The organism is Enterococcus sp. DIV0170 (genome assembly GCF_051710765.1).
Lineage (GTDB): Bacteria > Bacillota > Bacilli > Lactobacillales > Enterococcaceae > Enterococcus_A > Enterococcus_A raffinosus.
The window spans coordinates 528,922-546,980 of the sequence record NZ_JBIOLG010000002.1; the positions used below are offsets into that span (position 1 = coordinate 528,922).

The window sequence follows — 18,059 nt, forward strand, 5'->3', positions numbered from 1 at the left end:
TACAACGAAAGAAATGGCTATCAAATTAACAGATGTCGCAAAAAAAGCAGGTGTCTCTCCCACGACGGTCTCACGTGTGATCAATAATTACGGATCACTTAGTCAAAAGACCATCGATAAAGTACATGCGGCAATGAAAGAGTTGAACTATCAACCAAATTCTCTCGCCCGCTCGTTACAAGGAAAAAATACACAGCTGATCGGGCTCATCTTCCCAACAGTTTCTAACCCCTTCTTTGGCGAACTTGTCGATAAATTGGAAGCCACCCTATTTGAACAGGGCTATAAGACAATTCTTTGTAACAGTGCCAACAATAAAGAAAAAGAACGGGCATATCTGAACATGCTTTCAGCCAATCGTGTGGATGGTATCATCGCTGGAGCTCATAACTTAGGAATTAAGGAATATGAAGATATTGGATTGCCAATTGTTTCCTTTGACCGTCATCTATCTGAAAATATCCCCATTATCGGAAGCGATAATTTTCATGGCGGCTATCTTGCGACGGAAAACTTATACCTGCGTGGTTGTAGGAAAATCGGTATTTTGACAGGCAGCTTAAAATCAAACTCACCGACGAATGAACGCTTAGAAGGTTACGAGAAGTTTTTAACCGAGAAGCAGCTGCAGTCGCATGTGTTCACGATTGACTCGAGAGCCAGCTCCATGGCGCTTAAAACGATTGAGATCAAGCGGATTTTAGAAAATGAAGATTTAGACAGCCTTTTTTGTACAGATGATCTGACAGCTATCCTCGTTTATAACATCTGCCAAGAAATGAACATCGCTATTCCGCAAGACCTAAAGCTAATTGGTTATGACGGCACAAAATTTGTGCAAAATTATTTTCCGCAGCTATCGACCATCGCTCAACCAATCGCTGATTTTGCAGATTTACTAGTGGATCTATTAATCCAGCGCATCACAACTCCAGAGAAAAAACTGGAGCAATATTATGCCCTGCCAATCAAGTTGATTCAGGGGAAGACAACGTAAAAGGACTACTTCAAAAGAAGTGGTCCTTTTACGTTGCTCTGTCTATTTATATGTTTCATTCAGATACGTCAATAATTCAGGAACCATTCCTACTGCGGATTTATCATCTGGTCGATCTTCTAAAAATTGCAGGACTGCAAAATTTTGACTTTGCCCATCAAAGGCATAAAGAAAACTATTTTGCTGCCCTCGCTCGTCTTGCTTTTCTTTTATCTCTGCGGTACCGGTTTTTGCCATCAAAGAAATTCCTAAAGACTGCAAGCTGTTCGCCGTACCGTTGGGATCATTCACAACGGCTTGCATATCCTGATTGATTCGTGCAATGGTTTCACCAGTGACGACGTCTGCTTTGCTTTTTTCTTTTTGAGAAAGCAATAATCTAGGATACACGATTGTTCCATTATTTGGAAAAACCGAGTAAGTAGTGATTTGCTGAATAGGATTTAAAAGCAGCTGTCCCTGTCCGTATCCAGTATCTGCTAAAAGTATCTCAGAATTGAAATTTTTTTCTGTCGATATTTGCGCAGGGGTCATTTCGATGGGAATATCCAGTGTTTCGCCAAAAATAAAACGATTTAAACCGTTCCGAAATACTTTTTCTCCCATTTTTAACGTTTCCTTTGCCATATATATATTGTCAGAATAAATCATTGCACGCTGTAAATTAACTGATGATACATCAGATACACGGGTCACCTTGTAGCCGCCCCAAGATGAATCTTTCTGCCATTTCAGACCGTTAATAGCAACAGTTTGATTGGGATCTAGCGTTCCAGCATCCAACCCAATAGCAGCTGTAACCAATTTGAAAGTTGAGCCTGGCGCATAACCATTTGAATAACGAGCTAAAAAAGGCAACTTCTCATCTTTGGCTAGTTCGTCGTATTCCTTTTGACTGATTCCATGAGTCATTTTATTTGGATCAAAGCTTGGTGAACTAGCAACTGCTAGCAAATCTCCAGTTTTTGGTTCACTTACCACGCTAGATCCCCGTTCATTGTCCAAAGATTGATAAGCAAGATACTGTGCTTGAACATCTATAGTCAATTGAATCCTTTTCCCTTCTACGACATCAACCTTTTGAAGCACTTCTTTTTCTTTTCCATCTGAACTCGTTATGGCGATATAGCCTCCATTTTTCCCTCTCAGTTCTTTGTCATAAACTCTCTCTAATCCTGTACGTCCGATAACACTATCTTCTGAAAGATAGCTATTCTTTTTCATATCTTCAGAGGTCACTGCACCTACATACCCAATTAAGTGAGCCGCCGCTTCTCCGAGTGGGTATGTTCTTCCAGTTTCTTCTCTGACTTCTAAACCTGTTGGTGCTTCGAAGTGTTCCGGCACCTTCGTTTCTGTTTTTAGTGGAACAAAATAATCTTCCTTTACCCATGGCTGCTTCAATGAGGAGTTGATTGTTTTCTCGGGCAATTCTAGTGTCTCACTGATTTTTTTGATGTTTTCTTTCCGTACCTCACCTTTTCCAAGGTTTTTTGGGACGATCCCAAAATTGTATACGTCACCATTGATTGCCAAACCGTGTCCATTTCGATCCACTATCTCTCCTCGTGCAGCAGATAAATAATGATAGCGGACCTTATCTCCATTTTTCATTTTTGGAAAAATTAAGTTTGGTTTCCATTCTATTAAATGATTCTCTTTCGTTAATGTGCCTGAATACGTTTGTTCTAACGGACGTCCTAGACTCGTTTGTAGAATCAATGTGTAGTTAAATGTCTTGTCCTTCACACGAAGGTTCTTAATCTTAGTATCATGAATTCCTAGACCACCAAAAATATTTTGATATTTTTCCTTCACCTGTTCTTTCGAAAGTTGTCCTGATTTTAATGATTCTTGTGATAAATAATCCAATGATTCGTCGTATTTCCCAGTTGAAAGCAAGTTTATATATTCTTTGAGTGTTTCTTCCCCATTCTTTTTCAAACGTTGTTCATGGATATTTTGATAAATGAAAAAGCCAAGACACGCAAGTAAAAGAAAACTAATTTTGATCACTACTCTACTTCCTTTTTTTCTTTTATCAATTCGTCTCATTTTGTATCTCCTCCTTAAAACTACATTTGTAGTATTTGATGTGATTGAGAAGCTAGAAATTAGTAAATTTCTAGCTTTCTTAGTATTGCTAAAGTTTTTTGAGCTGCTGCTATTCCAGTTGCACTATCGCCTTGCAAATGACAAGCAAAATAATAATTTCCCTGCTTGGTTTCAATCAAACCTATAAACCAGCCGGTACTTGTTTGCAAACTATTACCAGTACCAGTTTTCCCATATAAAATATGATCCGATTGAGTCTGTAAACGAATGGCTTCTTTTACAAAGGAGACATCTTTGGTCGAAAAATGTAAGTCACCTTCGACTAGTTTTCGCAACAAATTGACCTGTTCAAACGGAGAAATCTTCAGTGAAGACTCCAACCAATAATGATCAATTCCGCCAAGAAGATTCATATTGCCATAATTAATTGAATGAAATTTTTCCTTCAACTTTTCTTTTCCTAACTCAGAATCAAGCTGCTGAAAATACCAGTTCGTTGAATTTGTTAGTGCGGTTTGCAGCGTTTGATCTCGATTCCAGCTTTTGAATGGATAGGTGGTTCCATCCCAAGCTTTTTGATTGTCTATGTCTGTGATCGTTTTCTCATCCAGTGCGAACAGGGCACTCCATATTTTATAAGTGCTGTCAGGAGAATAACGTGTATGTCCGCCTGCCTGATTGTACGCTAAATATCGATCTTTCGCTTCATCGTAAATGACCAGAGAATTATTTGAATGCTGATCAAATAATGGATCAGTTTTTTGTTCAATCCACTTTTCTTGATGAGAAAAAGGATCTTTTTCGTCTGTCCGCGCTTGAGGGATAACGAAGAAAAAGGCAATAACCAAAGCGCTGATCAGTCCAAATTTTACTGTTATTGTCTTAGTTGATGACGGATGAAAGCTGCTGATAGATTCGATTCTTCTTCTCAATTCATTTCTTTTTCCCGAAAAGCTTAGCAGATATGAATGTTCACGCTTTTGTGCAAGGCTTAGTAATGTGGTCCCGTAATGATAGATATCCTCTTCTTCAAGCAAATGCATCACGCGCTGATCGCAAGCAATTTCTCGATCCTCTCTTGCCTGTTTTACGATTAGATAACTGAAGGGATTGAACCAATTTAAAATTGCGATTCCAATCAAAAGATAATTTTGTGCGGCATCTTTGTTTTTCTGATGAACAAGCTCATGCAATAGGATAAAAAATAATTGATCCTCCGATGCTTGGTCAATAAAGTGATTCGGAAGGATAATCCGAGGATGAAAGACACCGAAAGTGCTAGGACTTTTGACTTGGTCACTCTGTAGGATCACTAAGTCTTTTTTCTTATATCTTAGTCGCTCTGCCGCTTTTTGCAGCTGAGTATAGATCCGTTTATCCTCCACTAAAACGGTGCTTCTAATCATTTTATAAAACTGAAGATAGGAAATAGTTGATCGTATAAGGAAAATTACGAAGCCCGCAGTCCATAATAGTCCCAATAGTAACATTCCTCTTTCCAGCAAACCATTGGCAGGCAGAGCATTGTTATTCATCCAGTCAGAGGGATTACTATTAAGTATAGCTTGAGCATTCTCAATCGGTGATGTTGAGGGCATGGTCCCATTTGGGATTGCACTTTGTATTCGATAAAAAATCATTTCTCTAATTTTTGAAAAAAACTGATTGGGTATAAAAAACAAGAATCCTAGTCCTGTTAGATGCCAATATTTCCCTTGAAATAATGGAGATAACTGCTTCCCTAACAGCTTTCTGAATAAAAACAAAAGAATCAGAAATAGATTGAATGATGCTAAATTGAAAAGGAAGTGAGTCATTTATTTTCTCCTTTTATCCAATAAGTTCCGAAGCTCGTCAATTTCTTTTTCATCGATTGATTCATCCGCTACAAAATTAGAAAGAAACTCGCTAACTTTCCCATCAAAAAATTTACTAATAAATTTTTGACTTTCTTGCTTAACAAAATAGTCTCTTGGAATAATTGCATGGTAAACATATACCCTGCCAGCTTTTGTATGATCTATCACGCCCTTTTGCTCTAGGCGAACCAACAGCGTACGTATCGTATTTGGACTCCACTCCTCGTCCTTTTCAAAAGCTCGGACGATCTCCGTTGAGTCAACTGGACTATTTTTCCAAACGAATTCCATAATTTTGAGTTCAGCATCCGTGATCTTAATTTCTTGTTTCATGGTGTCCTCCTCTAAAACTACATTTGTAGTTTAATCTATTACACGCTATTTGTCTACAAAATGTTTCTCGAGATTCTTTTACTAGTGGATCGGTGAAAGAGCCAGAATAGTCGGCGTATGTTATGTTGTTTCCTTGAGTTTAGGGAATTTCTATATCTCGTTAGTTGTTTTCCGTTTCCTAAACCGCACTAATATTATAATAGAGAGAATCAGCAAGCAAAGCTTGGTCACAGGAATACTTCCCAACGCAAAAAGAAGAATATTCTGTACTAGATAGGCGTTCATTTTTCCAATCATACTGATAAATGGCAACACCAAGGCCAGAATTTCAATAACATAGAAAATTAAAGATAAAAGAACCATTTTCCTCTTTGCTGGAGAATTCTTGTTTATTCGTAAGCAGATAATTTCACAAACAAATCCGACAATGTGCATGAAGCCGACAAAAAAGGGAAGCAATCCCAAAATTGAAAATAAGAAAATCCCTCTTGAAGCAACAGTGAAAACACCGATGGTTACTAATAGAATAAAGCTAGTGATAGCATATACGATGGTATAAATGGCAGTAATCTTGGTAAAATTTTTCATAGCAATCTCCTCGTTTTCGGGAAAACGTCTTCTTTTATACTAAGTATACGCTATTCAGAACCTTCTATATAGAAAAAATCCATCAAGATATCACAAGTTGATCTTCTGATAGATTTTTTCTACTATATATTCAGATTATTTTCGCAACACTCTTTTTACAGCAGACATATCAGAATTGGCAACAAAGCTTGGAGTGCTCTTCCCTTGTTTGTAGTCAATTCTCAGTTAATATGGTCTGCTTTTTCGGCGCTCTCTTATTAGTTCAAAATTATTTTTCTGGGACAGACAAATCACCGCTGATGATTTTCTCTTTTGCATCCGAAACTGCCTGATAGGCTTCCTCTGATAATTGTCCTTTTGTCAGATCCACCCCTTCTTCTTTCAACCCAAAGGTCAAATGCTTGCCTCCAGGAAATTTATCGTTATAAGAAGTTTCTGCAAATTCTTTGACTGCTGCACCAACATTTTTCTTTGTAGAGGTCAACGTGAAATTTCCTGTCTCGCCGTTCTCCATTTTATAATCCCCTTCATCCGCTTGATCACGATCTACACCAATCACCCATACTTTTCTGCTATAGTCGTTTTCATTGCGGGCTTTTGCTTCTTGAAACACCCCAGCTCCTGTACTTCCTGCCGCCTGATAAAGAATATCGGCTCCCTCTTTGTACATAGAAGCAGCAATAGCTTTTCCTTTATCTGGCGAATCATAGGATGCGGCATATTGTACGTTAACAGTAATTTCTTTGTTCAGTGCTTCGGCCCCTGCCTTAACGCCAGCTTCAAATCCGCTTTGGAAACGTTGGATCACGGGCCCTTCCATTCCACCAATAAAGCCTACTTGATCACTTTTTGTCGTATATGCGGCAGCTAGTCCTGCTAAATACGCACTTTCTTGATCTTTAAAGGTTGCTGATGAGATATTCTTTTTCCCAGTAATTTCGCCATCTACCAAGGCAAAATTCAACTTTGGATTATCCTTAGCAGCATTTTCCAGTTCCTCTGCTTGCAAGTAGCTCAAGCTAATAATGGTGGTAAAGTCATTTCTGATTGCCTGATTGATATTGGTACTGTTATCCTCTGGATTGTTCGTTTCTAGATAAGTAAAATCTTTTTTTGCTGTCAGATTTTTGTCTTTTCCCCAAGCCTCTAATCCTTCCCAACCGGCTTGATTGAAGGAGCGGTCATCAACTCCGCCAAATCCAAGAACCAAAGCGATTTTACTTTTCTCTTTTTCACTTTGCTTCTCCCCCTGAGACTGACTACAGCCGACTAACGTTACTAATGACACCAAAAACAACAATGAAACAAGTATTTTCTTCAAAATTTTTCTCCCCTTTTTATGTGTCTTGACACATTGAACTTTTAAAAGTATAGCATACCAATATATAGAACACTACTCTTCAACGAAGATTTTCCGTTTCCAAATTTTTCCACTATCAAAAAACCAGCAATCATTCCTGACTACTGGTTTTCCTAGAGCTCTTATTCTGCTTTTACTGGACTACTTATATTCTCAGCTAAGTCCTCTAAAGCTTCGATATCATGGATCAAGTAATAATTCTTTTTCTTTTCGATAATGTTCGCCTCACGAAAGTTCGTGATTGTTCGTAAAAGATGTCGATAGCTGACATTTAAGATTGAGGCGCAGGTGGTTAACCGAAATGCGAAACGTTCGTTTTCGTGATGGGTCAAAATAAACTTTGCTAAACGAGTTTCGACAGGTTCTGTCAGTGAGTTCGCCAAATTTATCCCAGAATTTAAACGATAACTTAGTAACTGGCAAATATTCTGCAAAAAGCGAACATCTTTTTGAAGCTGTGTTCGATATTGATTTAGCGGAATGCTGATACAGATGCACTTAGTCACTGCTTTAACGCTGCTTTTAGGCGATAATCCCCACAATGAAGAGGCTTCGCCGAGTGGTGTAGCGGGCTTTGCGTAATCGATGCAAATATTTTGTGTATCAGAAGAATACGAGTACACCATTACCGTCCCATCCACTAAAAAATACAAATAATCTGAGGTTGTTCCCGTTTGAATGAGGTGCTCTTCCTTTTCAAAAAAATGTAAAGAAGCCATTGCCAATATATCTGAATCCATATAATCCTGCAGGTTGTGCTTCTCAACGTAAGCAGTTAATTGCTTCGTATCATGGATTTTTTTCATGAAACCGTCACCTCTAAGAAGTTTTTCTTTATTATAGCCTAGAATGTTTTACGGCTCAATACGAACAATTATTTGTATTTCTTTGTAAATTGTATGTAAAAGTTGTGTAAAATAGGACGTGCGTCACTTCATTAATTTTGATTCCCTGCTATGATTTAGACGTATTAGAAATTATATCCAACAGGAGGAGAAAAATGCAGTTCAAACAGTTAGCAAAAGGGTTTATCGGAGTCATGTTATTGACCACTTTGGCGGCCTGCGGTTCTGGAAATACAAGCAGCAGCTCAGAAAAAGAGAGCAAGGAAAAATTAGTTGTCCAATTCGTTCCAACAAACAATGATGGTAGTATGGAGGCAAAAGCAAAACCATTTGCTAAGTATTTATCGAAAAAGTTAGATCGTGAGGTAGAAGTGACGCTAGCTACTGATTATTCAACGATCGTCGAAGCGATGTCTTCTGGTCAAGTCGATGTCGGAATTATGCCGCCTGCAGCCTATGTTCAAGCAAAGGATGCTGGAGCTGCCGATGCTATCCTGACTTCTCAGCTCGGCGATTATGATCAAGAAACTGGCTTGCCATTAAAGGACAAACTTACGAACACCTTTAAAGGAGAAGTATTGGTTCGTGCCGATAGCGGATTGAATAAGTTAACTGATTTAAAAGGAAAAAATATCGCAACCTTAAGTCCTAACTCTGCTAGCGGCTACATCTATCCTGTCGCTGAATTGAAAGATGCTGGGATTGATCCTACTGCAGACACAAAGATGACCACTGTGAATGATATTCCGAGTGAGATTACCGCAGTGTTGAACAAGCAAATGGATGCGGCGTTTGTTTTTGAAGGCGCACGAAATGTTTTTGCTTCGAATTTCTCAGATAATGATTTATTTAAGGATTTAAAAGTCCTGTACCTGACAGAAGGCGACATTCCGAATGACGCAATCGCTGTACAGCCTGACATGTCAAAAGACTTAAAGGCGAAAATTAAAGAGACCTTCTTAAATATGAAAGATGATAAAGATGGCGAAGAAGCAATGGCTTTATGGGGGCATCAGGGCTATGAAGAAGCGGCTGACTCTGCCTATGACACGATCAGAGACTACACGAAAAAAGCAGCAGAATAAAACATCAGTAAGTGTCAGCAAGCTTTTTTTGCTGACACTTTAAAAAATGGAGAAGGATAATGATTATTTTTGACAATGTTTCGAAGGTCTATCCCAATGGCGTTGTTGGCTTGAAGGATATTGACTTAACAATTGAAGATGGAGAATTTGTTTCCATCATCGGGTTGAGCGGTGCTGGAAAGAGCACTCTGCTGCGCAGTATCAACCGCTTGGTAGAAACCACCAAAGGAGATATTCGCATTAATGGAACCTCTATTACAAAAGCGAATAAAAAAGAGCTTCGACAGATTCGCCGCCAGATTGGTCTAATCTCGCAAAGCTTCAATCTGGTAAAGCGTAGTACGGTTCAGAAAAATGTGCTATCTGGACGTTTGGGTTATTACTCCACTTGGAAAAGTATTTTAGGTCTTTTTACGAAGGAAGACTACCAGCAGACAAAGGAAGCACTAGAAAAAGTTGGTTTGTCTGATAAATTACAGACACGCAGTGATGAGCTCAGTGGAGGGCAACAGCAGCGAGTATCCATTGCGCGAGCACTCGTGCAGCAAGCCCCCATTATTTTAGCGGATGAACCCGTTGCATCATTAGATCCAATCACGACTCAAAAGGTTATGATGGACCTAAAAAATATCAATCAAACGATGGATAAAACAGTCATTGTCAATCTGCATTCAGTCCCTCTGGCTCGTGAATTTTCTACGCGTGTGCTCGCGTTAAAAGCTGGTCAGGTTGTCTTTGATGGTCGTCCAGACGACTTAACCGATGAACGCTTAGAGCAAATTTATGGCAATGCAATCTTTGAAGAAAAGGCAGGCGAAATCGATGAGCTTGAAAGAAACCGTTCACTTTAAATGGTATAAACACCTGCTTATTCTTCTGTTCTTAATTGTTTGTTTTCAAGGAAGTGTCTGGATCACGTCAGCTGATTTTTCTCAGGTTTTTCAAAACTCCAATCAAATGACTGCCTTTTTATCACGCTTCATTCATCCAGACTTTAGCTATTTACCTAAATTAGTCGAGCCTATGGTGAAAACACTTCAAATGTCTTTGCTGGGAACAGTCATTGGCTTAGTTTTAGCGATCCCTGTTAGTTTTTTAGCGACCACTGTAGTGACAGAAAACCGTCTTCTTTCTACCATCTTTCGTTTTCTTTTAGGTCTAGTACGGACCATCCCTACCCTGCTTTTAGCCGCGCTTTTTGTTGCTGTGTTTGGGATTGGTGAAGCGACTGGCGTGTTGACTATCGCTGTCTTCACTTTCGGGATGGTGTCACAATTAATGTTTCAAGCAATTGAAACCATTGACTTTGGCCCGATTGAAGCCGCTGCGGCTGTTGGAGCAAATAAAATGCAAATCGCTATTTGGTCGATCGCTCCACAAGTTTTGAGTCAGTTTGCCAGCTATGCTTTTTACGCGTTTGAGGTGAATGTTCGTGCTTCTACTGTCCTTGGATATGTCGGAGCTGGTGGTATTGGCGTAATTCTAAATTCCTCACTTGCCCTTTTGAATTATGAACGAGTTTCAATCATTATTCTGACGATCCTAGTAACTGTCGCGATCGTTGATAAATTAAGTGAACGTGTCAGGAGGTCCCTGTTATGATGCTTCGTGAAATGAACAGAAGAACCCTTTTATCATTAGTTGCTTTAGTGATTCTCGTTATTTTATCGGCCGCTACTCTGGATTACTCTGGATTAAGCACCTTCTCTCCTTCTATGGGAATGGACGTTTTGAGAGGGTTAGGTCAGCCTGATTGGCAGTTTTTATATGATGGCAGCGGCGAGGATTTGATTAGTTTGCTATTATTAACCATTGGAATCGCCTGTTTAGGGACAATGATCGCTACGGTATTAGCGATTCCCATTACCTTGATCAGTGCGGTGAATCTCTGGCAAGCACATCCATGGGTAACAAAAATTGGTAAGCTTATCTGTAATGTTTTACGAGCTTTTCCTGAACTAGTTTTTGCAATTATTTTTGTGAAAGTCGTCGGACCTGGTCCCTTTGCTGGTGTTATGGCGATTGGCGTCCATCAGATCGGAATGCTTGGTAAGCTTTTTACAGAAGAAATGGAAGCAATGGATGAACGACTTGTTGAAGAAATGCATGCGGTAGGAGCAAATTTTTGGCAAACGATTTTCTTTGTTCGCATCCCTTATTTGATGCCGATTTATTGTTCTTTAGCATTGAATCATTTTGAAATAGCGGTTCGCAGTGCGGCTACCTTAGGGTTAGTTGGCGCTGGCGGAATCGGTGCTCCATTGATATTCGCGATTCAAACTCGTTCTTGGAGCAAAGTGAGTATTATTTTGATTGGTGTAGTCGTAACCGTGTTTATTTTAGATCAAATAACCGGAATTATAAGAAAGAAATTGAGATAAGAATGAATATATTGCATATATCAGATATACACTTTCGCAGAGAGTATGAGGCTTGTGAAGAAGGCTATAAGGGAATGCTGGCTAAGATGCAGAATCCCCTTATTCCTTTGGAGCAATGCATTCATCATCTCCTGCAGCAAACACCCTTGGACCTTGTGATTATCAGCGGAGATTTAACCGAAGATGGCGAAATAGACGATTATCGATACTTGAAGACTTGGCTGGAAAATGCGCTAGGAGAAACGACGATCCTTGTTACTTTAGGCAATCACGACATCAAAGAACATTTTTGGGTTGGCTGGTGCGATGAAGCCGCCTCTTCTGCCCCGTACAACCAGATAGTCAAATATCCTGAGTTTACGGTGATTTCCTTTGATAATTCAAGCTATGGATACGCAGATGGTATAGTGGACGATCAGCAATTTCAATGGCTGAAAGAAGCCTTAGAGCAAGAAAAGGACCAACCGATTTTCTTGGTCACCCATCATCATCTACTGTCTCACCAAAGCAGTATACCAAAATGGCCTGGTACCGAACGTTTCTTGAAGCTAATCGCACCTTACGATATTCGCTGTATTCTGAACGGTCATACCCATCACACATTTACTGATGAAATTAATGGGATTCCCTATTTTACTGTATCGAGTATGTCCTTTGTTGGTGAAGATGAAGGCGATGGCTTCGTACGCTTTGAGGAACGTCATGGGTATAACCTTTATCATCTCGATCAAGGAAGGATTGTTCGTCAGACAACAGAAAACTTTATTCCAGGCAACATTTTAAAAACACTTCAAATGAAGGATCAAGGCATTATAAATCAAAAAAAGAGACCGAACAGCTGAATACGCTTCGGTCTTTCTATTTTGAGTCAGCTAAAGGAGCACACAGAATGAACATTACGTTTTTAGAGACAAGTGATATGCATGGCTATGTTTCTCCAACAGACTATTCCGGCAGAACCGATCTGGCCTTAGGAGCGGCTAAAGTATCGTCGAAACTGAAGGAATTACGGGCAAAAGCAGATGGACCGGTAATTACGATCGAAAATGGTGATTTCATCCAAGGGTCTCCTTTGAGTTATTATCTTGCTAAAGAATATGGCTCAGCCAAAAAACTTACAAGCTTGATTAATCAAATGGGCTATGATGTTCAAGTGTTGGGAAATCATGAGTTTAACTATGGCGTGGATTATCTCAAGGAAGCGATTAAGAATTATCAAGCGCCTATATTAGGAGCCAATATAGTGAACAAAAATGACCAGCCTTACTTTGGAAACGCCTATAAGATTATCGAAAAGGCGGGTATAAAAATTGCTGTCTTGGGATTAACGACACAATATATTCCTCACTGGGAAAAGCCAGAAACCTTAGCAGGAATTACGTTTAAGAGTGTCGTCGAAACAGCAAAAGAATATGTTCCTCTATTAAGGAAACAAGCAGACTTGGTAATCGTCAGTTACCACGGCGGATTTGAAAAAGACTTGTTGACCGGTGAGGACACAGAAGCGATAACTGGAGAGAATGGAGGCTATGAGCTATTGCAGCAGGTTGAAGGCATTGACGCCCTTTTCACTGGTCATCAGCACAGGAAAATTGCTGAAACGGTTCGTGGTGTTCCCGTTGTTCAGCCAGGCTATCGTGGCGAGTTCATCGGTGAAGTTCGTCTGACCGTCGAGAAGAAGGAGGATCAAGTGGTTGTTACAGATCACCAGGTTGCTTTACACTCAGTTGAAAAATCAGAGCCTGATCCAGAAATTCTTGCAGCGATCGCACCGGTAGAAGAAAAACTAGAGACATGGTTGGATCAACCCTTAGGTAAAGTGAACGGAAATATGCGTATTAGTGATCCGATGCAGGCTCGTCTTGAGGAACATCCCTATGTAGAGTTCATTAATCGTGTACAATTATTTGCCAGCGACGCAGAGATTTCTGGAACTGCGTTATTCAATAATGAAGGAAAAGGCTTTGGTGAGACGATCACGATGCGGGACGTCATCACCAACTATATTTATCCGAATACTCTGGCAGTGATTCAAATTAATGGTGCAGATTTGAAAGCGGCGTTGGAGCAGACCGCAAATTATTTAGCTGTAGAAAATAACCAAATCGTATTCAATCCAGCCTTTATTCAGCCTAAGCCACAGTACTACAATTATGACATGTATGAAGGGATTCAGTACACGATTGATATGAAACAGCCTGTTGGCCAACGGATTACCGAACTTCATTTTAAAGGTCACCCCGTTCTTCCGCAACAAATGCTGGAAGTGGTGACAAATCAATATCGGGCAATCGGCGGAGGAAATTATGCGATGTTTGGTGCGGAGAAAATTGTCCGAGAAATCCAAATCGACATGACCGAATTAATTGCCGACTATTTGAAAATTCACCCACGCATCGAAGCAAAAGTGAATCATAATTTTCAAGTGATTTTGTAGTATATAAATAAAAAATTCAAAAAGGTGTGAGCAGTCTTTTGCCCACACCTTTGTTATACCAAATTGTTAGACTGTCTGATTTCCATCCAGCCATTCTTTAGCCAGCGATCTACCTCATCAAAACAAAAATTTTCCTCTGATGGTTCCTTAAATAAGACTATTTTGATCCTTTTTCCATGAATAAGATTTTGCATCAGACAATACGTCATTTCTGAAAAAGTTGCGGCACCAATATAGCCTGATACCCCTTTCCGATCTTGATTAAATACAAAAAATAAATCCGCTACTGCGATATTTTTAAAAAAAGTCGTTAAGATTTCTGGATACTCTTTGTCTAGGTTCTGACATGAGCGAGGATAATCAATTAATTCAATGCCTTCTTTACTGAAATTTTTTCCAGATCTCGATATTCTTCTTGAAAAACTACACTTCCAGAAATAACAGCTTTCACAAAATTGGCCTCCATTTTTACTACAATCATTTTTTCTTTTCAATAAATGTCCGGATCGCTTGATCTACAAAATCGCCATTGCCATCTATTGTATGTCCCCCAGTTTCGCAAATGGCTGTCTCTGCCTTCACTCGCTGAAGCATTTTTTCGATAGATTCATAGTCAGCCATCGGATCGTCCTTCGCATGACAAACTAGGATCGGAACTTGAATGTCCTCTAAAGGATAGTTGTCATAATTTAACGTCATATCTGTATTTGTTCTCTCAGTGTCCGCTTTGACGCCTTGCCTTCTCGGTGTTGCTGGCAGCATTGTTTCGAACAACTCATTGGTCTTGATCGTTGTTCCCATCATCTTATTAAAGACAAATCCAAAATGCTTCATCGCAAACCACAGAATAAAATCATTCACGATGAATGGCGGGGGTCCTTGGAGTCCCATCTCTTGAACTTCTTTCACCGTCCTCTTTTTATCTGGTGCTCCTGAGGATAACAAAATAATTCCTTTGACGCGTTCAGGATAATCCAGTGCCATACGCAATGTGACGGCGCCACCAGCAGAGGTCCCTAAAATGAAGCATTTTTCGATCCCTAAATAGTCCATTAGTTCAATAAATGCTTTTGCTTGATTTTCAGGTGTAGGATCCGAAGGCAGTGCTGAACCAATATAGCCAAAACGCGAGGGCGAAATTTTTCGCTGCCTGTCTCCTACGACTTGCCTGAGACTAATCATTCCTTGATCGTAACCGCCAAAAATTCCATGAGCGATCAAAACAGCTTCGCCAGAACCCTCATCAAGATAATTCATTTTACCAAAACTAGTAGTTAGTGATTTCACCTGATACTGATCCAATCGATCGTATGCAGCCTTGATATCGCGCTGAAACTGATAACCCTCAAAAACAAGCAATACAAGAATTATTAATACTAATACATATATCCACAAAGTTTTTTCTCCTTTTTGTTCTTACTATAAGTATAGCAAAGGTTGATTTCAAAAAGCCGTTATTTATAAAATAACAGCTTTTTCTGATGATTTTATTTTTCTTTAGGAAATTGTATCAGGAAGGTCGTTCCTTCATTTTTTTCGCTGGTCACTTCAATTGAACCGTGGTGCAGTCGCACTAGTTCCTTTACGATCGATAATCCAAGTCCAGACTCGCCTATCTTCGTATTTTTCCTTGACGGATCGGCTTTATAATAGCGATCCCAAATATTTTTTTGTTCCTCTTCAGTCATGCCGATGCCATTGTCCTCGACGGTGATAAATACATCTGAATCCGTTTCTTTGATTGCGACTTTTATCTCGCCGTTTTCGGTAAACTGAATGGCATTTTGAATAATATTCACCATAATTTGAATGAAACGATCGTGATCCGCATATACTTCAACAGAATCTGGAGTTGATAGGAGCAAGTGATCATTCATTGACTCGGCTTTTTTATTCAGTTGCGTCAGAATATTATTGATGGCTTCTGTTGCATTAAATGTTGTTAAAGAGAGAGTGATTTGATGGCTTCTGATATTTTCATAATCTAAATTCTGCTTCACTAAACGGATGAGTCGATCGGTCTCATTTTGCATCAACGATACAGCTTTTCCCTTTTGGTTTTCTGGGATCGCGCCATATTCAAGCCCCTCCAGCAGTCCCTTGATTGTCGTTAGCGGAGTCCTCATTTCATGAGAGGTATTTGCCATAAACTGCTTACGTAATTCCTCTTGGCGAATGATTTCCTTTTCGTTTTCCTGTAAGGACACCGCCATTTTATTGAAATCATGGGCCAGTTCATTAAACTCATCTTTATTGTTTTTTTCCTCGATTTCTATTTCATAATTCCCATTAGAGATTTGATTAACCGCTCGTTTCAAATCATTTATTTTTTTCACCTGTCTTGCTGCTAGGCCAAAACTGATCGCGCCACCAAACAGGGAGGAAATAATGAAGCCCTTCAGAAGATTGTCAGAAATCTTTTTTTCACTTTCTTCTAGGTCTCTAGCGGATTTTGAAGCAATTAAGACACCAGAAAACTCATTGGAAACATACCGATTAGAAAGAACATAGGACGTTTGATTAGGCTCACCAGTTAAATCATATTTGATTGTTTTATAGATACTTTCACCGTTTCTTAGTTTTTTCCATTCTGAATCGTTTAATAAGGACTCTTTGATTTCGGTTCGCGTTGAAGGATAGACCACATTCTTTTTACTATCAATCAAGACGAACTTAATTCCCTGTTGGGCTAGCACTTGTTCAGCGTTAGCTAAATGGTAAGGTAGAATCTCTTCACTAGTTAGGTTACCGTAGGGATTGGTATAAGGATTTGATAGATCACTATTCAACGAATCATTGACGGACTCAATGTATTCTCTAATCTGGTTGTAGTTTTGATTGACTAATGTCCGCTTATTGATGCTGGTAAAAGATATGCCGATCAATACGACTGTCAAAAGAATAAGGGACCAAAAAGCTAATAATTGCTGATACAAATATTTCATTGTTTTCCTCTTCTACTTGAATTCTGAATACCTTTACAATAGCTTATTTTCAGCTTTAAATCCTATGATTCATTAAAAATTCAAATAATAATCTTATTTTCATCAAGCTGGATTCTGATTTTTTATATTAAAAGGTGAAAAAGTATTTAAATTTAGTCGAACGTCTCCTCTTTCGCCTCTTGTGTCGAAATGCTACACTAAAAGTATTATTGAAGGGATTGATAAAATGACAAACGACTTGAAGTTAGATTCTGCTTTAAAATTGAAAAAAATGGTTAGAAACAAACAGTCGCTTGAGTTTTCAGAAATCGAGAACTTATTAGAAAACTCTGAGGTCATTACCAATATATTAGCTGAACCTTTCCGTACAGATACATTTACCGGTTTGCGAAAACTAGAGTTCTTATTAACGGAGCTTTCAGAAATTCCTTATTTCGAGCGGCTTGATCAGGTGCAGACGATGCTGGAAACTCTGCACACTCATGTGTCATTTGAAGAAGGATTTTCATTAACTGGAAAACAAGAAGGAATTTTAGCCTGTCACAACGCACTCTGTACTTTACTATTTTTGCGTGCTGGTAAAAAGAACTGGGCGGAAAAAGGAATTCAATGGATTATTTATTACTTTCCATTTACTAAGAATGAACCTTCCGATTGGCATGGCAAGGATCTTTTTCATCGCTTTGGCGGTTGCGTCGGAAAGTCTCCCTGCTACGATGGTTTAGTTAAGTCAATTAAAGCTCTCTCCGAGTACGCCGCTAAATACGGTGATTTTCCAGGACTTCAGGCAAAATTGGATAAAGGAATTGCTTCTCTATTGAAGCATCGAGTTATTTTCCATGAAATGAATGATGAATATTTGTACGATGACTTGATCACTCTGTTTTATCCCTACCCTTATCGAACAAATATCATCGAAGCATTAACTGTTTTGAAAGCTGAGGATCAGCTAGATCGCGTTGAGTGTCGCCAAGCGATTGACTACCTAAAAGAAAAACAATCCGCCAACGGCTATTGGCAAGCAGAGAAGATTTTTATGAAAAGCTCTTGGATGCCGTTTGATCCTATAAAAAAACCTGGCGCTTGGATCACAGATGAAATTGAATGGCTTCTTTCAGATCAATAAAAAAGATCTCCATGACAAAAAGTCATCGAGATCTTTTCTTATATATTA

At 39.2% G+C, this 18,059-nt stretch carries 16 protein-coding genes and 1 pseudogene; 8 read left to right on the forward strand and 9 right to left on the reverse strand.

Going from position 1 to position 18,059, the window contains the following annotated elements:
* The first annotated feature begins 13 nt into the window (after positions 1-13).
* Entirely contained in the window at positions 14-997 is a 984-nt protein-coding gene (locus tag IGI50_RS18195) for a LacI family DNA-binding transcriptional regulator (protein ID WP_010743459.1), read from the forward strand.
* Between the two features lie 42 nt (positions 998-1,039).
* On the opposite strand, the gene pbp4 is transcribed toward IGI50_RS18195, so the two are convergent.
* From pbp4 to IGI50_RS18225, 6 genes are all read right to left on the reverse strand, one after another.
* A complete protein-coding gene (gene pbp4 / locus IGI50_RS18200; RefSeq protein ID WP_438778020.1) occupies positions 1,040-3,052 on the reverse strand; it encodes a penicillin-binding protein PBP4(5) in 2,013 nt (670 codons plus the stop codon).
* A gap of 59 nt (positions 3,053-3,111) precedes the next feature.
* Complete coding sequence (locus IGI50_RS18205; RefSeq protein ID WP_060789051.1) at positions 3,112-4,869, reverse strand: BlaR1 family beta-lactam sensor/signal transducer; 1,758 nt, start codon at positions 4,867-4,869, stop codon at positions 3,112-3,114.
* Positions 4,870-5,244 (reverse strand): BlaI/MecI/CopY family transcriptional regulator, encoded by a 375-nt coding sequence (locus IGI50_RS18210; RefSeq protein ID WP_028021224.1) that lies wholly within the window; start codon positions 5,242-5,244, stop codon positions 4,870-4,872.
* Between the two features lie 150 nt (positions 5,245-5,394).
* Positions 5,395-5,832: a hypothetical protein gene (locus tag IGI50_RS18215; RefSeq protein WP_060789052.1), complete on the reverse strand. Its 438-nt coding sequence runs from the start codon at positions 5,830-5,832 to the stop codon at positions 5,395-5,397.
* Positions 5,833-6,100: 268 nt separating this feature from the next.
* Positions 6,101-7,153 carry a BMP family lipoprotein gene (locus tag IGI50_RS18220; RefSeq protein ID WP_438778021.1) on the reverse strand — a complete coding sequence of 351 codons (1,053 nt, stop codon included), beginning with the start codon at positions 7,151-7,153 and terminating at the stop codon, positions 6,101-6,103.
* A gap of 161 nt (positions 7,154-7,314) precedes the next feature.
* Positions 7,315-7,998, reverse strand: a complete 684-nt coding sequence (locus IGI50_RS18225; RefSeq protein WP_010743456.1) for a cyclic nucleotide-binding domain-containing protein — start codon at positions 7,996-7,998, stop codon at positions 7,315-7,317.
* Positions 7,999-8,192: 194 nt separating this feature from the next.
* Here IGI50_RS18225 and IGI50_RS18230 point away from each other — a divergent pair, with 194 nt between their 5' ends.
* Genes IGI50_RS18230 through IGI50_RS18255 form a run of 6 tightly spaced genes read left to right on the forward strand, consistent with a single transcriptional unit; the run spans position 8,193 to position 13,940 of the window.
* The gene (locus IGI50_RS18230) at positions 8,193-9,122 is read left to right on the forward strand and encodes a phosphate/phosphite/phosphonate ABC transporter substrate-binding protein (RefSeq protein ID WP_010743455.1); all 930 of its coding nucleotides are present in this window, start codon (positions 8,193-8,195) and stop codon (positions 9,120-9,122) included.
* A gap of 59 nt (positions 9,123-9,181) precedes the next feature.
* Positions 9,182-9,973, forward strand: coding sequence for a phosphonate ABC transporter ATP-binding protein (gene phnC, locus IGI50_RS18235; protein WP_060789054.1), 792 nt, complete (start codon positions 9,182-9,184; stop codon positions 9,971-9,973).
* The gene (gene phnE / locus IGI50_RS18240) at positions 9,945-10,724 is read left to right on the forward strand and encodes a phosphonate ABC transporter, permease protein PhnE (protein WP_060789055.1); all 780 of its coding nucleotides are present in this window, start codon (positions 9,945-9,947) and stop codon (positions 10,722-10,724) included. Before phnC ends, phnE (IGI50_RS18240) begins: the two co-directional genes overlap by 29 nt.
* On the forward strand, positions 10,721-11,503 hold the full coding sequence (gene phnE, locus IGI50_RS18245; RefSeq protein WP_005880282.1) for a phosphonate ABC transporter, permease protein PhnE: 783 nt from the start codon (positions 10,721-10,723) through the stop codon (positions 11,501-11,503). The genes phnE (IGI50_RS18240) and phnE (IGI50_RS18245) overlap by 4 nt, the downstream gene beginning before the upstream one ends.
* A 2-nt stretch (positions 11,504-11,505) precedes the next feature.
* Positions 11,506-12,345, forward strand: coding sequence for a metallophosphoesterase family protein (locus tag IGI50_RS18250; protein ID WP_060789056.1), 840 nt, complete (start codon positions 11,506-11,508; stop codon positions 12,343-12,345).
* 47 nt (positions 12,346-12,392) lie between these two features.
* Positions 12,393-13,940, forward strand: coding sequence for a bifunctional metallophosphatase/5'-nucleotidase (locus IGI50_RS18255; RefSeq protein WP_060789057.1), 1,548 nt, complete (start codon positions 12,393-12,395; stop codon positions 13,938-13,940).
* A gap of 299 nt (positions 13,941-14,239) precedes the next feature.
* Here IGI50_RS18255 and IGI50_RS18260 read toward each other — a convergent pair.
* From IGI50_RS18260 to IGI50_RS18270, 3 genes and pseudogenes are all read right to left on the reverse strand, one after another.
* Positions 14,240-14,421: pseudogene (locus tag IGI50_RS18260) on the reverse strand (hypothetical protein); the annotation flags it as partial.
* On the reverse strand, positions 14,418-15,335 hold the full coding sequence (locus IGI50_RS18265) for an alpha/beta fold hydrolase (RefSeq protein ID WP_060789058.1): 918 nt from the start codon (positions 15,333-15,335) through the stop codon (positions 14,418-14,420). The gene IGI50_RS18265 and the pseudogene IGI50_RS18260, both read right to left, overlap by 4 nt.
* A 92-nt stretch (positions 15,336-15,427) precedes the next feature.
* Entirely contained in the window at positions 15,428-16,885 is a 1,458-nt protein-coding gene (locus tag IGI50_RS18270; RefSeq protein ID WP_071875947.1) for a sensor histidine kinase, read from the reverse strand.
* A 226-nt stretch (positions 16,886-17,111) separates the two neighbouring features.
* On the opposite strand from IGI50_RS18270, the gene IGI50_RS18275 reads away from it, so the two are divergent.
* On the forward strand, positions 17,112-18,011 hold the full coding sequence (locus tag IGI50_RS18275; RefSeq protein ID WP_060789059.1) for a hypothetical protein: 900 nt from the start codon (positions 17,112-17,114) through the stop codon (positions 18,009-18,011).
* Positions 18,012-18,059: the final 48 nt, after the last annotated feature.

Excerpts from the sequence above, each read along its gene's own strand:
- IGI50_RS18275 (WP_060789059.1), top strand. The coding sequence starts at position 17,112 with ATGACAAACGACTTGAAGTTAGATTCTGCTTTAAAATTGAAAAAAATG.
- phnC (WP_060789054.1), top strand. The coding sequence starts at position 9,182 with ATGATTATTTTTGACAATGTTTCGAAGGTCTATCCCAATGGCGTTGTT.
- IGI50_RS18210 (WP_028021224.1), bottom strand. The coding sequence starts at position 5,244 with ATGAAACAAGAAATTAAGATCACGGATGCTGAACTCAAAATTATGGAA.
- IGI50_RS18230 (WP_010743455.1), top strand. The coding sequence starts at position 8,193 with ATGCAGTTCAAACAGTTAGCAAAAGGGTTTATCGGAGTCATGTTATTG.
- pbp4 (WP_438778020.1), bottom strand. The coding sequence starts at position 3,052 with ATGAGACGAATTGATAAAAGAAAAAAAGGAAGTAGAGTAGTGATCAAA.
- IGI50_RS18195 (WP_010743459.1), top strand. The coding sequence starts at position 14 with ATGGCTATCAAATTAACAGATGTCGCAAAAAAAGCAGGTGTCTCTCCC.
- IGI50_RS18270 (WP_071875947.1), bottom strand. The coding sequence starts at position 16,885 with ATGAAATATTTGTATCAGCAATTATTAGCTTTTTGGTCCCTTATTCTT.
- IGI50_RS18255 (WP_060789057.1), top strand. The coding sequence starts at position 12,393 with ATGAACATTACGTTTTTAGAGACAAGTGATATGCATGGCTATGTTTCT.
- phnE (WP_005880282.1), top strand. The coding sequence starts at position 10,721 with ATGATGCTTCGTGAAATGAACAGAAGAACCCTTTTATCATTAGTTGCT.
- IGI50_RS18205 (WP_060789051.1), bottom strand. The coding sequence starts at position 4,869 with ATGACTCACTTCCTTTTCAATTTAGCATCATTCAATCTATTTCTGATT.
- IGI50_RS18225 (WP_010743456.1), bottom strand. The coding sequence starts at position 7,998 with ATGAAAAAAATCCATGATACGAAGCAATTAACTGCTTACGTTGAGAAG.
- IGI50_RS18215 (WP_060789052.1), bottom strand. The coding sequence starts at position 5,832 with ATGAAAAATTTTACCAAGATTACTGCCATTTATACCATCGTATATGCT.
- phnE (WP_060789055.1), top strand. The coding sequence starts at position 9,945 with ATGAGCTTGAAAGAAACCGTTCACTTTAAATGGTATAAACACCTGCTT.
- IGI50_RS18250 (WP_060789056.1), top strand. The coding sequence starts at position 11,506 with ATGAATATATTGCATATATCAGATATACACTTTCGCAGAGAGTATGAG.